This is a genomic window from Microlunatus aurantiacus (assembly GCF_039536605.1).
Classification (GTDB): Bacteria; Actinomycetota; Actinomycetes; order Propionibacteriales; family Propionibacteriaceae; genus Microlunatus; species Microlunatus aurantiacus.
The window spans coordinates 904,923-918,178 of record NZ_BAAAYX010000002.1; the positions used below are offsets into that span (position 1 = coordinate 904,923).

Sequence of the window (13,256 nt, forward strand, 5' to 3'; positions counted from 1 at the left end):
GTGCCGGGACGGATCAACGACGAGGACATCGCGACCGTCCGGGAGCGGGCCCGGATCGACGAGGTCGTGGGTTCCTACGTCGCCCTGCGCAACGCCGGCAGCGGCACGATGAAGGGTCTGTGCCCCTTCCACGACGAGAAGACGCCCAGCTTCCAGGTCAACCCGTCGCGTGGCTTCTTCTACTGCTTCGGGTGCGGCGAGGGCGGCGACGTCATCTCCTTCGTGCAGAAGATCGACAACCTGTCGTTCACCGAGACCGTCGAGCGGCTGGCCGACCGCGTCGGGATCCAGCTCCGCTACACCGACGGCGGCGCCTCCCAGCCCGAGCGCGGACTGCGGCTGCGGCTGATGGAGGCCCACCAGGCGGCGGCCGAGTTCTACGCCGAGCAGCTGTCCAGCCCCGAGGCCGCCATCGGCCGGCAGTTCCTCGGCGAGCGCGGCTTCGACCGGGCCACCGCGGAGCACTTCGGTGTCGGGTACGCGCCCCAGGACGGTCGGGCGCTGCGTCGGCACCTCAACGGGCGGGGCTTCCGCGACGCCGAGCTGGTCACCGGCGGTCTCATCCGCGAGGCGGGCTGGGACTACTTCCAGGGCCGCCTGCTCTGGCCGATCCGGGACTCCGGCCGCCAGGTGCTCGGCTTCGGTGCCCGGCGCCTGCGCGACGACGACCGGATGCCGGCGAAGTACCTGAACACCCCCGAGACCCCGCTCTACAAGAAGTCCCACGTCCTGTACGGGCTGGATCTGGCCCGCCAGCAGATCGGCAAGAAGTCGCAGGCAGTGGTGGTGGAGGGCTACACCGACGTGATGGCGGCGCACGTCGCCGGGGTCGACACGGCGGTCGCCTCCTGCGGCACCGCCTTCGGCGACGACCACGCCCGGCTGCTGCGCCGGCTGATGGGCAACCACGACGCGTTCCGTGGCGAGGTCATCTTCACCTTCGACGGCGACGCGGCCGGACAGGCCGCCGCCCTCAAGGTCTTCGGTGGCGACGCCAACTTCATCGCCCAGACCTACGTCGCCGTCGAGCCCTCCGGGTTGGATCCCTGCGACCTGCGCCTGCAGCACGGCGACGCGGCCGTCCGCGAGCTGGTGGCGCGCCGGGTGCCGCTCTACCGGTTCGTGATGGCCAACATCTTGACCCAGCACGACCTCGACCGGGCCGACGGCCGGCTGTCGGCCCTCCGGGAGGCGGCGCCCCTGGTCAGCAGCATCCGGGACAGCGGTCTGGTGGGCGGCTACGTCCGTGAGCTCGCCGGGATGCTGGGGATGGACGTGGAGGAGGTGCGGCGCGAGGTGATGCGGTCGGCGGCGCGGCACGAGCGCGCCGAGCAGCGCGCCGAGAGCAGTCGGCCCGACAACGGTCGGCCCGGCGACACCCGTGCCGACGCCCGTGGCTCCGAGAGCCGCTCCGGCACGGCCGAACCGGCTGGCAGCGGCACGCCGACGAGCGTCGCCGCCGAGCGTCGCTGGCTGCCCGAGCCCGACGACCGGCTGCTGGTGACCGAGCGCGAGACGATGAAGCTGCTGCTCCAGGCGCCGGTGCTGTTCGAGCCGGACTGGCTGGAGCTGGACGCCGCCGACTTCACCCACCGCGCGTACGCGGCCGTCTTCCGCTCGATCCAGAACGCGCGCGCCGAGCACCGCGACGCCCCCGCTGCCGGTGCGGTCTGGGTCCACCAGGTCGCCACGGCGGTGCCCCATCCGCTGCTGGCCTCCCTGGTGGCCGCCCTGGCCGTGGAGCCACTGTCCCTGCACGGCCCCGCCACCGCGCACTACGTCCAGGCCAACGCGGCCAAGCTGCGGCTGCTGACCGTGATGCGGCAGGTCGCCGAGCTGAAGTCCAAGCTCCAGCGCACCAACCCGGTGGACAACCCGACGGCGTACAACCAGATGTTCTCCGAGCTCGTCGTGCTGGAGGCCCACCGCAGCGAGCTGCACGCCGAGAGCCTCCGCGGCGCGGTCTGACGCCGGCCCGGGACGGCGGCGCCCGACCCGGGCCGCAGCCCGGCGCGACGATCTTCCCGGTCCCTGTGGACAACTCGGACCGGACGGTTGCCGCCTCACCGGTCGGCCGCCGACAGTGAGGCATGGACACCTCCGTACCCCAGGCCGAACCGCTGCTGACCGCCGACGAGGAGGTCGCGCTGGCCCTGCAGATCGAGGCCGGGATCCTGGCCGCCGCGGCGCTGGACCGGGGCGAGCGACCCCACGGTGCCACCGTCGAGGAGCTCGGCTGGCTGGTCGCGGCCGGTGCGCGGGCCCGGCGGCGCTATGTCGAGGCGAACCTGCGGTTGGTCTCGATGGTGGCCCACCAGGCCGGGCAGCGCGTCGGGCTGCCCGACGCCGACCTGTTCCAGGAGGGCTGCCTGGGGCTGATGACCGCCGTGGACCGCTACGACTGCCGGCGCGGGAGCCGCTTCGCCACCTACGGTCTGCTCTGGATCCGAGCGTTCACCGGTGCCGCCAGCGCCCGGCTGCTGGGCTCGCTGAACCTGCCGACCAGCCGGGCCACGCAGCTGCGGCACGCCCGCGGCATCGAGGCGGTGCTCGCCCAGGAGCTCGGCCGGCTGCCGACAGCGGGTGAGGTGGCGACCGCGCTGGGGCGGTCGACGGACTGGACCAGCCGACTGCTCACCCACGAGCGACCGCAGGGCCTGGACGAGGTCGACGACATCGCGGCCGACGACCCGGGGCTGGAGGAGGTGCTCGGGGAGCGGGTGGCCCCGGTCGACCTGATCGGGCTGGTGGAGGGGTTCGAGCGGCGGGTGCTCGAGCTGCGCCTCGGGTTCGGCGGCGATCCCCTGACCTACGCCGAGGTCGCCCGTCAGCTCGGCGTGACAGGGAACCGGGTGCGCCGGGCCGAGCGACGAGCGCTGGAGCGGCTCCGGGAGGTGTGCCCCCAGGGGGAGCGGGAGAGGCTGGCGGGCTGACCGCCGAACGCCCGCTGAAAGCTCCCCCGGTTGGACTCGAACCAACGACATCCTGATTAACAGTCAAGCGCTCTGCCAACTGAGCTACAGGGGATCGCGTGTGACGCGGCTACGTACTTTAGCAGCCCGATCAGCGTTCGTCGTACTCGTGCCGCAGCGCGGCCAGCGCCGTGTCGGCCAGCTCCCGGACCCCGGGAGTTCGCCAGGTGATGCCCCGCGTGAGCGTGGTGTGCCAGGTGAGATCGGTCGCCCCGGCGGCCAGATCGCGTCGTCCGCTGACGACCACGCCACGGTCGCCGGTCCCGCCGAGCGGCACGAACCGCTCGAAGACCACGCTGGCGTCCACCCGCTCCCGGAAGACCTCGGGCACCCGGGCGGGGTCGGGCAGCGCCACCGCGCCGCGGACGCCGTCGTAGGTCTGCCAGCGCAGCTGGGCGGTCTCGGCGTTCCAGCCGCCCCGCTCGATCTCGTGCCACCCGTGGTGCCGCCAGTCGTCCTCGCGCCACACCGAGACCACCGCCGGGCTGAGCAGCACCAGACCGCCGTCGGCCGTCGGTGCCCAGGCCAGGATGCGCGCCGGACGCCCCGGCTCCTCGGTCAGGCTCTTCTTCCAGCCGGCGTGGGCCTCCGGGGGGACGCCCCGGGACCGGCTCCACCACCGTCGTACGGGTCGGTTCCTGTCGGCGTGTGGTCTGTCGGCCATCTGCTCAGTAGTCGCTGCCGGGACCCAGCTTGCCCAGGTCGTCCAGGAACTGACCCGCCCAGTGGTCGATGTCGTGGTCGAACACGTGCCGGCGCATGATGCGCATCCGGCGGGCCTTGTTGCGGCTGGAGTCGCCGGCCGCCGCGAGCATCGTCGACTTCAGCCCGTCGATGTCGTGCGGGTTGACCAGGTAGGCCTGCCGCAGCTCCTTCGCCGCCCCGGTGAACTCGCTCAGCACCAACGCCCCGTTGTCGCCGTCCCGGCAGGCCACGTACTCCTTGGCCACCAGGTTCATCCCGTCACGCAGCGGGGTGACGACCATGACGTCGGCCGCCCGGTACATGGCGGCCATCTCCTCGCGGGGGTAGGAGTTGTGCAGGTAGATGATCGGCGGCCGACCGAGCAGCCCGGTGTCGCCGTTGATCCGGCCGACCAACCGGTCGATGTCGTCCCGCAGGATCCGGTACTGCTCGACCCGCTCCCGGGACGGCGTCGCCACCTGGAGGAAGACGGCGTCGGCGGGGTCGACGGCACCGTCGGCGACCAGCTCGCCGAAGGCGCGGATCCGCTCCGGCAGCCCCTTGGTGTAGTCCAGCCGGTCCACGCCGAGGAAGATCGTCGTCGGGTTCCCGAGGTCCTCGCGGATCTCCTGCGCCCGGGCGGCCGTCTCCTCCGACATCGCCAGGTCGTGCATGCTCGAGGAGTCGATGGCGATCGGGTAGGCCCGGGCCACCACGGTCCGACCGTCGGGGGTGCGGATGCGGTCCCGCCGGGTCTCGTACGAGAACCGCTGCCGCACCAGCCGGACGAAGTTCTGCGCGCCGCCGGGCAGCTGGAAGCCGACCAGGTCCGCCCCGAGCAGCCCCTGCAGGATCTGGCTGCGCCAGGGCAGCTGCTGGAACAGCTCGGTGGGCGGGAAGGGGATGTGCAGGAAGAACCCGATCTTGAGATCCGGGCGCAGCTGGCGCAGCAGCTGCGGCACGAGCTGGAGTTGGTAGTCCTGGATCCAGACCTGACCGCCGTCGTCGGCCACCCGGGCCGCCGCCTCGGCGAAGCGCTCGTTGACGGTCACGTAGCGGTCCCACCAGTCCCGGTGGTAGGCCGGCGGGGCGACCACGTCGTGGTAGAGCGGCCACAGGGTGCCGTTGGAGAAGCCCTCGTAGTAGAGCTCGACGTCGTCGGCGCTGAGGTGCACCGGTTCGAGCTGCAGGTCGTTGTGGACGAACGGCTCCACGTCGTCGTCCGGCGAGCCGGGCCAGCCGACCCACGCACCGCGATGCGTGCGCATCACCGGCTCGAAGGCGGTGACCAGACCACCGGGGGAGGTCCGCCACTCCTGCGAGCCGTCGGGGTTCTCGACCCGGTCCACCGGGAGCCGGTTGGCCACCACCACGAAGGAGGCGCGCCGGCTCGCCCCCCGTCTGGCGGCGCTCATCGTCGTCCTGTCGCGCTCATCGTCGCCCCACCCCGAACCGCTCTGTTCTCGTGTCCCGCATCCCTGTGACCATAGCGCCCGCGCCCCGTGACCGGGCCGGTCGGTGCGGCGGAAACCTCGGTTGGGCCGACCGGCCCCGTACGTGGGAGGCTCCTCCCATGAGTGGCACGGGCCCGGTCTCGGACGCGGGAATCGACGCGATGCGTACGGTGATGGATCGACCCGAGCAGACCATGCTCGCCCTGGACTTCGACGGCACGCTGGCGCCGATCATCGACGACCCGGAGCACGCCCACGCCGACCCGACCGCGGTCGCCGCCCTCTCCCGGTTGGGGTCGATGCTGGGCTCGATCGTCGTGATCACCGGTCGTCCGGCCCGGACCGCCGTCCGCCTCGGCGGCTTCCGGGCGGCCCAGGGGCTGGAGTCGATGACGGTCCTCGGTCAGTACGGCGTGGAGCGCTGGGACGCCGCCGGTGACCGGTTCGACCTGCCGCCGACCCCGGAGGGCATCACCCACCTGCAGGAGGAGCTGCCGGGCCTGCTCGCCGGCCTGGGTCTGGACGGCGTCCGGATCGAGGACAAGGGGCGCGCCATCGGCGTGCACACCCGCGAGCTGGAGGACCCGGCGACGGCGTTCGACCAGCTGGCCGAGCCGCTGGCCGAGCTCGCGGACCGCTACGACCTGAAGCTGGAGCCGGGCAAGAACGTGTGGGAGATCCGCGCTCCCGGGATCGACAAGGGCGACGCGCTCCGCGCGATCGTGGCCGAGACCGGCGTCAGCTGCATCATCTTCGCCGGCGACGACCTCGGTGACCTGCCCGCCTTCCGGGCGGTCGAGCAGTTCCGGACCGAGGGGATGCCCGGGCTGCTGGTCTGCTCGGCCTCGCACGAGGAGGACGCCCTCACCGAGCTGGCGGACCTGGTGGTGGACGGGCCGAGCGGCGTGGCCGAGTGGCTGGACCGGCTCGCCGACAGCCTGGCCGCTCGCTGACCCTCGGCTCAGTCGGGCAGCACGGCCAGGGCGTCGATCTCGACCAGCATCTCCTCCCGCGGCAGCCCGACGAACACCGTGGTGCGGGCGGGCAGCACCTGGCACCGGTCGGTCAGAAAGGCCCCGTACGCCTCGTTCATGGCCGCGAAGTCGTCGCGGGTGGTCAGGTAGACGCGGAGCATGATCACGTCCTCGAACGTCGCCCCGCCGGCGGTCAGCACCGCCTCGACGTTGGCCAGGGTGCTGGTGGTCTGCGCGGCGACGTCGCCGGGGTGCAGGTAGGAGCCTGAGGCGGGGTCGACCGGTCCCTGGCCGGAGACCTGCAGGATCGGCCCCCGGCGCACCCCCTGGGAGAACACCGGCGCCGGGGCGGGGGCGTCGGTGGTGGACACGGCGATCTTCGGGTTGACGGTCACGGGTGCTCCTCGGGCGGCTGGTCGGTGACCGCGCGCCTGCCGGCGACCGTGCTGGTCGGTGATCGTGCTGGCCGGTGATCGTGCGGGCGGGGCGCGGTGGTGTGCGTAGTCTGCCGGTCGGAGGTGCCCATGCCCGAACCCGATCCCGCCGTCCTCGATGCCGCCGCCCTGGCGGTGTCGGACGCCCAGCCGCTGACCTGGGCCGACAAGGGTGTCCCGCCGGAGCTCTGGGGGCGGACTCCCGCGCAGGTCGTCGCTCAGCGGGTGCCGCTGAGCGAGTTCCCGACGCCGCTGCTGACCCTGGCGGCCCCGGCTCTCCGGCAGAACGTGGCCACCCTGGCGCGCTGGTGCGCCGAGCGAGGACTCGACCTGGCGCCGCACGGCAAGACCACGATGGCACCGCGGCTGTGGGCGGACCAGCTGGCCGCCGGGGCCTGGGCCATCACGCTGGCCAACCTGCCCCAGCTGGCGGTGGCGCGGGCGTTCGGGGTGTCGCGGGTGCTCATCGCGAACGCGATCATCTCGCCGCTGTCGCTGCGCTGGATCGCCGACCAGCTCGCCGCGGACCCACGTGCGCAGGTGATCACCTGGGCCGACGACGTGGCCACCGTGGCGCTGATGGAGGAGGCCCTGGCGTCGTACGCGCCGTCGTCGGACGACGGCTACCGGCCGCTCGACGTGCTGGTCGAGCTCGGTGGTCCCGGCGGACGCACCGGCGCCCGCGACCTGGCCGCGGCGGTCGACGTGGCCCGAGCCGTCGCCGAGGCGCCACACCTGCGGCTGGCCGGGGTCGGTGGCTACGAGGCCGCCCTGGCGGCCGACAGCGATCCGGCCAGCCTGACCGCGGTGCGCGGCTTCCTCACCGGTGTGCGGCGGGTGCACGAGCGGATCGACGCCGAGGGCTGGTACCCGACCGGGCTGGTGCCGGTGGTCACCGCCGGCGGCAGTGCCTACTTCGACGACGTGGCCGAGGTGCTCGGACCGCTGACCGCCGAGGGCGTCCGGGTGGTGCTCCGGTCCGGGGCGTACCTCACCCACGACGACGGTCACTACCGACATCTCAGCCCGCTGGGCGAGCACCCACGCACCCCCGGGCCCGGGTTGGTCAGCGCCCTGCACGGTTGGGTGCGGGTGAGCAGCCAACCGGAGCCCGGACTGGCGCTGGTCGACGGCGGCAAGCGGGACCTGCCGTACGACCTCGGGCTGCCGGAGGTGCAGCTGCGCCGGCCGCGGGACGCGGGGGAGGCACCACAGCGGCTGACGGGTCTGAGCATCACCGCCCTGAACGACCAGCACGGCTTCCTCCGCTGGGACCCGGCCCTGCCGGCCCCGGTGCGGATCGGCGACGAGCTGCGGCTCGGGGTGTCTCACCCCTGCACGGCGTTCGACAAGTGGCAGCTGATTCCGGTGATCGACGACGCCGACGCCGCCGACCCGGTGGTGGTCGACCTGATCCGGACCTACTTCTGAGTCCGGGAGCGACGTGACCGACGACCTGCTGATCACCGACGCGCTGGTGGTCGACGGGACCGGCGCTCCGGGCCGGCCGGCCGACGTGACGATCGCCGGGGACCGGATCGTGGCGATCGACCCGGTCGGGGACGCCGCCCCGGCCCGCCGCGTGATCAGGGCCGACGGCCGGGTGCTCGCGCCGGGCTTCATCGACCTGCACGCCCACTCCGACGTCGCGCTACTGGTCGACCATGATCATCTCGCCAAGGTCAGCCAGGGCGTCACCTGCGAGGTGCTCGGCCAGGACGGGCTGTCCTACGCGCCGGCCGACGAGGTCACCGCCGGGCAGCTGCGCCGCCAGCTGGCCGGCTGGAACGGTGACCCGGAACGTGCCCTCGGCTGGCCGCGGGTGTCGGACTACCTGGACGCTCTCGATCAGGGGATCGCCGTCCACGCCGCCTACCTGGTGCCGCAGGGCACCGTACGGCTGCAGGTGGTGGGGCAGGAGGACCGGCCCGCCACGGCGGCCGAGCGGGTGGAGATGGCCGCCGTCGTCCGCCAGGGGCTGCGGGACGGCGCCGTCGGTCTGAGCAGCGGCCTGACCTACCCACCGGGCATGTACGCCGACACCGACGAGCTGGTCGAGCTCTGCCGGGTGGTGGCGGCGGCGGGTGGCTACTTCGCGCCGCACCACCGGTCGTACGGGCGGGGGGCGCTGGCCGCGTACGAGGAGATGATCATGGTCGCCCGGCGGTCCGGCTGCGGACTGCACCTGACCCACGCCACCCTCAACTTCGACGTCAACGCGGGCCGCGCCGGCGAGCTGCTGACCATGATCGACAACGCCCTGGACGACGGGCTGGACATCACCCTCGACACCTACCCGTACCTGGCCGGATCCACGTCGCTGGTGGCCCTGCTGCCGCGCTGGGCCACGGCGGGCGGTCCGGACGCGATCACCGCCCGGCTGGCCGACCCGGACGCCCGGGCCCGGATCGGCCACGCGCTGGAGGTTACGGGGAGCGAGGGCTGCCACGGCTGCCCGGTGGACTGGACGACCATCGAGATCAGCGGGGTGGGGGACCCGCGGCTGTCCGAGGTGGTCGGACGCACGGTCGCGCAGCTGGCGGTCCTCCGTGGGGTCGCGCCGGTCGACGCGTACGCGGACCTGGTGCTGGCCGACCGGCTGGCCACCACGATCCTGCAGCACGTGGGCCACGAGGAGAACGTCCGCGCGATCATGCGGCACCGGGTGCACACGGGCGGCTCCGACGCCATCCTGGTCGGCGCGAAGCCGCATCCGCGAGCCTGGGGGACGTTCCCGCGCTACCTGGCCCACTACGTCCGCGAGCTCGGCGTGCTCGACCTGGCGGACTGCGTGCACCACCTGACCGGCCGGGCGGCGGCGCGGCTGCGGCTGGTCGACCGGGGCCTGGTCCGGGTCGGCCACCACGCCGACCTGGTCCTCTTCGACCCCGACCGGGTGCAGGACACCGCGACGTACGCCCATCCTCGACAGCAGGCCACGGGCATCGACTGGGTGCTGGTCGACGGCGAGCCGGTGCTGGCCGACGGTGTCCGCACCCCGGCCCGGCCGGGCCGAGCCCTGCGGCGCACGGCGACCGGCACTCGGGCGCTGGACCGCTAGCATCGGGGGTCGCAGCACCGGGGGCGGTAGCTCAGCAGGTCAGAGCAGGGGACTCATAATCCCTGGGTCGCGGGTTCGAGCCCCGCCCGCCCTACACCCGTCGTCGACCGGTCGGGGTCCTGCGGCGTCTCGCCGGGGCGATCCACGCGTGTTCGGGGACCGCTCGGTCACGATCGGCCCGTGCGCGGCGCGTGCAACCGAGCGTGGCGGAGTTCGCCCGCTACCGTCTCGGCATGGAGCCGCCGCCCAGCGCCCTGAGCGTCCGGGGCTGGTCCGCCACCGTCGGCGCGAACCAGTCCAAGATCATCGACCTGCTGGTGTCCTGTGCCGCGAACGTCGTGGCCGTGGCGGGAGTGGTGCTGTTGTTCGCCACGCAGCCCGTCGCCGCGCGCGTCGCCGGTGCGGTGCTGGTTGCCGTCGCGACACTGGTGGTCGCGTGGTTGCTGCGCCGGGAAGCCGCACGACTGACTCCGCTGCTGACCGCGTACGCCGGCTCGCGGCTGGTGCTGCTGCTCGGCGTCGCCGCCGCCTACCTGCTCCGTCGTCCCGAGCAGGCGGTCTGGGTCTGGGCGGCCAGCGGGCTGGCTCTGCTGGCGGTGCTGACCGAGCCGACGATCAAGGTCCTGCTGAGCAGGACCGAACCGGTGGCGGTGAACCTCCCCGGCGTGCGACCGGTGCCGGCGCCGCCCTTCCGGCCGGACCTCCTCCCCCTCGGCTCCGTGGCCCTGACGGTCGCCGGCGGCGTGCTCGCGGCGCTGGCGGCACCGGCCTGGCTCTACCTCGGCGTCGTCCTGCTGGGCGTCGCCGGCGTGCTGATCATGATCGGCCACGCCCTGCACGCGAACGTGATCAGCCGCGCGTCGCTGGCCGGGCTGCCCACCGCGTTGGCGAAGCACCGACCGGCGTTCGCGGTCTACTACGGCGGCGAGCACGGTGCCCGTTACCAGCTGGGGATGTGGCTGCCGTACCTGGAGCGGCTGGGCCAGCCGTTCGTGGTGATCACCCGCGAACCCTCGACGGTGCCCACCATCACCGCCCTCACCAGAGAGCCGGTGGTGGTGCCGCGGACCACCAGCGCGCTGGGCAACCTGGACGCGCTGGTGGTGCCGTCGATGAAGGCCGCCTTCTACGTGCAGGGGAGCCGGGCCAACCTCAGCTTCCAGAAGTTCCGCCGGCTCACCCACGTCTGGCTCAACCACGGCGACTCCGACAAGGCGGCGAACTTCAGCGCCCGGCACGCGACCTACGACAAGGTGCTCGTCTCCGGTCAGCAGGGGGTCGAGCGCTACGCCGCCCACGGGGTCACGATCCCGCCGGACCGCCTGCTGGTCGTCGGGCGGCCCCAGATCGAGCGGATCGAGGTGCGCGACGAGCCGCTGCCCGCCGGCGCGCCGCGGACCATCCTCTACGCGCCGACCTGGCGCGGCGGACGACCCAGCACCGACTACTCCTCGCTGCCGCTGGGTGAGCGGATCGTCGCCGCCCTGCTCGAGCGGGGGACGACGGTGATCTTCCGGCCGCACCCGCTGAGCTACGCCGACCCGGTCGACGCCGCCCTGATCCGGCGGATCCAGCAGCGGCTCGGGGCCGACCGGCGCGCGACCGGCCGCGCGCACGTCTGGGGCGAGCACGCCGAGCGGACCTGGGACGTGGCCGACTGCCTCAACGCCGCCGACGGGTTGGTGACCGACGTGTCGTCGGTCGCGTCGGACAACCTCGCGTCCGGCAAGCCTTTCGCCATGGTCGCGATGCGGGCGTCGGGTGAGACCTTCCGCGCCGAGTTCCCGATGGCCCGGGTCGCGTACGTGATCGAGAAGGACCTCTCCACCCTGGACGAGGCCCTCGACCACCTGCACGGGGACGACCCCCTCGCGGAGCGGCGCCGGGCGTACCGGCGCCACTGCCTGGGTGACCGGCTCGGCCCGCACGCCGCCGACGAGTTCCTGCGGGTGGCCGGTCGTCTCGTCACTGGCCGGCCCGTGTCAGCGGTGGAGCCCGGGGCGACCCGCCCGACTGCGGTCCCGGTCCCGGACCCGGTTGCGTCGGTCGCGTCGGTGTCGCCCGCCGACGAGCTCCAGGCGGTGCCGGGTCCGCGCCGAGCTGGACGAGCTGCTGGCGGCGGAGGCGGTCGACCCGACCGAGCGGACGCGGCAGACCGGCTGACCAGAGACGCTGCCCCGTCCCGGCCGGGGGAGCCCTTGATTCGACCCGACGGCGGCGGGTAGCAAGACGCGGGGGTCCGGATCCGGACACCCGGACCGAGCACAGACGTCGAAGGAGATGACGATGCAGGACAAGGTGGCGTTCATCAGCGGGGGAGGGTCCGGGATCGGGCAGGCGACGGCGCAGGTGCTGGCCCGGCAGGGGGTCCGGGTCGCGCTGGCCGGCCGCACGCCCGAGGAGCTCACCGAGGTGGCCGAGCAGATCGCGCGCGACGGCGGATCGGCGATCACCGTGCCGTGCGACGTCAGCGACGAGGACTCCGTGCGGTCCGCCATCGACACCACCGTGCAGACCTGGGGACGCCTCGACATCGTCGTGGCCAACGCGGGGGTCAACGGCACCTGGGCCGGGATCGACGACCTGACCGTGGACGACTTCCGCACCACCGTGGACATCAACCTGGTCGGCACCTTCACCACCATCAAGTACGCCGTCCCGCACCTGCGGGAACGCGGCGGCTCGGTCGTGGTCACCTCGTCGGTCAACGGCACCCGGATGTTCTCCAACTCCGGCGCGTCCGCCTACTCCAGCAGCAAGGCCGGGCAGGTGGCGCTGACCAAGATGCTGGCGGTCGAGCTGGGTCCGGCCGGGATCCGGGTCAACGTGGTCTGCCCGGGGGCGATCAGCACCGAGATCTCCGACAACACCAAGGCCGAGAACGAGGACGTGCAGATCCCCGTCGAGTTCCCCCGCGGGGAGATCCCGCTGACCGGGGGCCGTCCCGGGTCGGCCGAGCAGGTCGGCGACCTGATCGCCTTCCTGGCCTCCGACCACGCCTCCCACATCAGCGGCACCGAGCTGTGGATCGACGGCGCACAGTCCCTGCTGCAGGGCTAGGCGCGGCTGACGTGACCTCGACCGAGCGCGAGTGCCTGCGCGCGGCGGGTCTGGTCGCCGTCGGGGCGGCGGTGGTCGCGGTGCTGCTGTGGGCCGCGAGCTTCCCGGGCTGGCCCCTGGCCGCCGGGGTGATCGTGTCCGTGCTCGTCCTCGGTGGGTTGCTGATGATCATGGGCGCGGAACCGGCACCGGCGGCCCGTTGGCTGCGACCGGCCGGTCTGGTCGCCGCCCTGGTGCTGGCCGTCGGCGGCGGGATCGCGATCGAGGTGGGCGGGGACGTCGCGCTGCGAGCCCGGTTCGAGCACAGCCGGCCGTCCTTCGAGCAGGTCGTGCAGGAGGCCGGTCCGCTCCCGGGGTCAGGTGCCGACCACTGGCAGGCCTACCCCGGGACCTGCCCCCCACAGATCGGCACCTACGCCATCTCCGCCTGCCACGGGTTCGCCGGTGGCCTGATGTTCCTGCAGGAGCGGGGCGCCCTGGGCGACGACGCGGGTTTCGCGTACGCCCCCCACGGGCTCCCTGCCGGGGACGAGGCGACCCGTTTCCCGCCGAACGGCTTCACCCCGATCGCCGACGGCTGGTACGCCTGGACCTGCAGCTGCTGAACCCGGTCCCGG

11 protein-coding genes and 2 tRNA genes are annotated in these 13,256 nt (G+C 73.3%); 9 read left to right on the plus strand and 4 right to left on the minus strand.

From position 1 onward, the window contains the following. Both dnaG and ABD714_RS04330 read left to right on the plus strand, forming a co-directional pair. Positions 1-1,968 (plus strand): DNA primase, encoded by a 1,968-nt coding sequence (gene dnaG / locus ABD714_RS04325; protein WP_344811033.1) that lies wholly within the window; start codon positions 1-3, stop codon positions 1,966-1,968. 122 nt (positions 1,969-2,090) lie between these two features. After that, positions 2,091-2,933: a sigma-70 family RNA polymerase sigma factor gene (locus tag ABD714_RS04330; protein WP_344811034.1), complete on the plus strand. Its 843-nt coding sequence runs from the start codon at positions 2,091-2,093 to the stop codon at positions 2,931-2,933. Positions 2,934-2,954: 21 nt separating this feature from the next. On the opposite strand, the gene ABD714_RS04335 is transcribed toward ABD714_RS04330, so the two are convergent. The 3 genes from ABD714_RS04335 to ABD714_RS04345 form a co-directional block, all read right to left on the minus strand. After that, a tRNA-Asn gene (locus ABD714_RS04335) sits at positions 2,955-3,027 on the minus strand. 36 nt (positions 3,028-3,063) lie between these two features. Beyond that, positions 3,064-3,636, minus strand: coding sequence for a hypothetical protein (locus ABD714_RS04340; protein WP_344811035.1), 573 nt, complete (start codon positions 3,634-3,636; stop codon positions 3,064-3,066). A 4-nt stretch (positions 3,637-3,640) separates the two neighbouring features. Then, a complete protein-coding gene (locus ABD714_RS04345) occupies positions 3,641-5,071 on the minus strand; it encodes an alpha,alpha-trehalose-phosphate synthase (UDP-forming) (protein WP_344811036.1) in 1,431 nt (476 codons plus the stop codon). Between the two features lie 158 nt (positions 5,072-5,229). On the opposite strand from ABD714_RS04345, the gene otsB reads away from it, so the two are divergent. Beyond that, positions 5,230-6,063 (plus strand): trehalose-phosphatase, encoded by an 834-nt coding sequence (gene otsB, locus ABD714_RS04350; protein ID WP_344811037.1) that lies wholly within the window; start codon positions 5,230-5,232, stop codon positions 6,061-6,063. Between the two features lie 8 nt (positions 6,064-6,071). On the opposite strand, the gene ABD714_RS04355 is transcribed toward otsB, so the two are convergent. Further along, on the minus strand, positions 6,072-6,479 hold the full coding sequence (locus ABD714_RS04355) for a RidA family protein (RefSeq protein ID WP_344811038.1): 408 nt from the start codon (positions 6,477-6,479) through the stop codon (positions 6,072-6,074). A gap of 129 nt (positions 6,480-6,608) precedes the next feature. Here ABD714_RS04355 and ABD714_RS04360 point away from each other — a divergent pair, with 129 nt between their 5' ends. The 6 genes from ABD714_RS04360 (at position 6,609) to ABD714_RS04385 (ending at position 13,244) form a co-directional block, all read left to right on the plus strand. Then, positions 6,609-7,949, plus strand: coding sequence for a type III PLP-dependent enzyme domain-containing protein (locus tag ABD714_RS04360; RefSeq protein WP_344811039.1), 1,341 nt, complete (start codon positions 6,609-6,611; stop codon positions 7,947-7,949). Between the two features lie 13 nt (positions 7,950-7,962). Beyond that, the gene (locus ABD714_RS04365) at positions 7,963-9,579 is read left to right on the plus strand and encodes an N-acyl-D-amino-acid deacylase family protein (protein ID WP_344811040.1); all 1,617 of its coding nucleotides are present in this window, start codon (positions 7,963-7,965) and stop codon (positions 9,577-9,579) included. A gap of 20 nt (positions 9,580-9,599) precedes the next feature. Next, a tRNA-Ile gene (locus ABD714_RS04370) sits at positions 9,600-9,673 on the plus strand. 139 nt (positions 9,674-9,812) lie between these two features. After that, on the plus strand, positions 9,813-11,804 hold the full coding sequence (locus tag ABD714_RS04375; protein WP_344811041.1) for a CDP-glycerol glycerophosphotransferase family protein: 1,992 nt from the start codon (positions 9,813-9,815) through the stop codon (positions 11,802-11,804). 61 nt (positions 11,805-11,865) lie between these two features. Beyond that, the gene (locus ABD714_RS04380) at positions 11,866-12,639 is read left to right on the plus strand and encodes an SDR family oxidoreductase (RefSeq protein WP_344811042.1); all 774 of its coding nucleotides are present in this window, start codon (positions 11,866-11,868) and stop codon (positions 12,637-12,639) included. Positions 12,640-12,650: 11 nt separating this feature from the next. Beyond that, on the plus strand, positions 12,651-13,244 hold the full coding sequence (locus ABD714_RS04385) for a hypothetical protein (RefSeq protein WP_344811043.1): 594 nt from the start codon (positions 12,651-12,653) through the stop codon (positions 13,242-13,244). The last annotated feature ends 12 nt before the right edge of the window (positions 13,245-13,256 follow it).

What these genes read in the sequence shown, in the direction of transcription:
- ABD714_RS04360 (WP_344811039.1), top strand. Translation starts at nt 6,609, where the DNA reads ATGCCCGAACCCGATCCCGCCGTCCTCGATGCCGCCGCCCTGGCGGTG.
- ABD714_RS04330 (WP_344811034.1), top strand. Translation starts at nt 2,091, where the DNA reads ATGGACACCTCCGTACCCCAGGCCGAACCGCTGCTGACCGCCGACGAG.
- ABD714_RS04340 (WP_344811035.1), bottom strand. Translation starts at nt 3,636, where the DNA reads ATGGCCGACAGACCACACGCCGACAGGAACCGACCCGTACGACGGTGG.
- ABD714_RS04345 (WP_344811036.1), bottom strand. Translation starts at nt 5,071, where the DNA reads ATGAGCGCCGCCAGACGGGGGGCGAGCCGGCGCGCCTCCTTCGTGGTG.
- ABD714_RS04375 (WP_344811041.1), top strand. Translation starts at nt 9,813, where the DNA reads ATGGAGCCGCCGCCCAGCGCCCTGAGCGTCCGGGGCTGGTCCGCCACC.
- ABD714_RS04380 (WP_344811042.1), top strand. Translation starts at nt 11,866, where the DNA reads ATGCAGGACAAGGTGGCGTTCATCAGCGGGGGAGGGTCCGGGATCGGG.
- otsB (WP_344811037.1), top strand. Translation starts at nt 5,230, where the DNA reads ATGAGTGGCACGGGCCCGGTCTCGGACGCGGGAATCGACGCGATGCGT.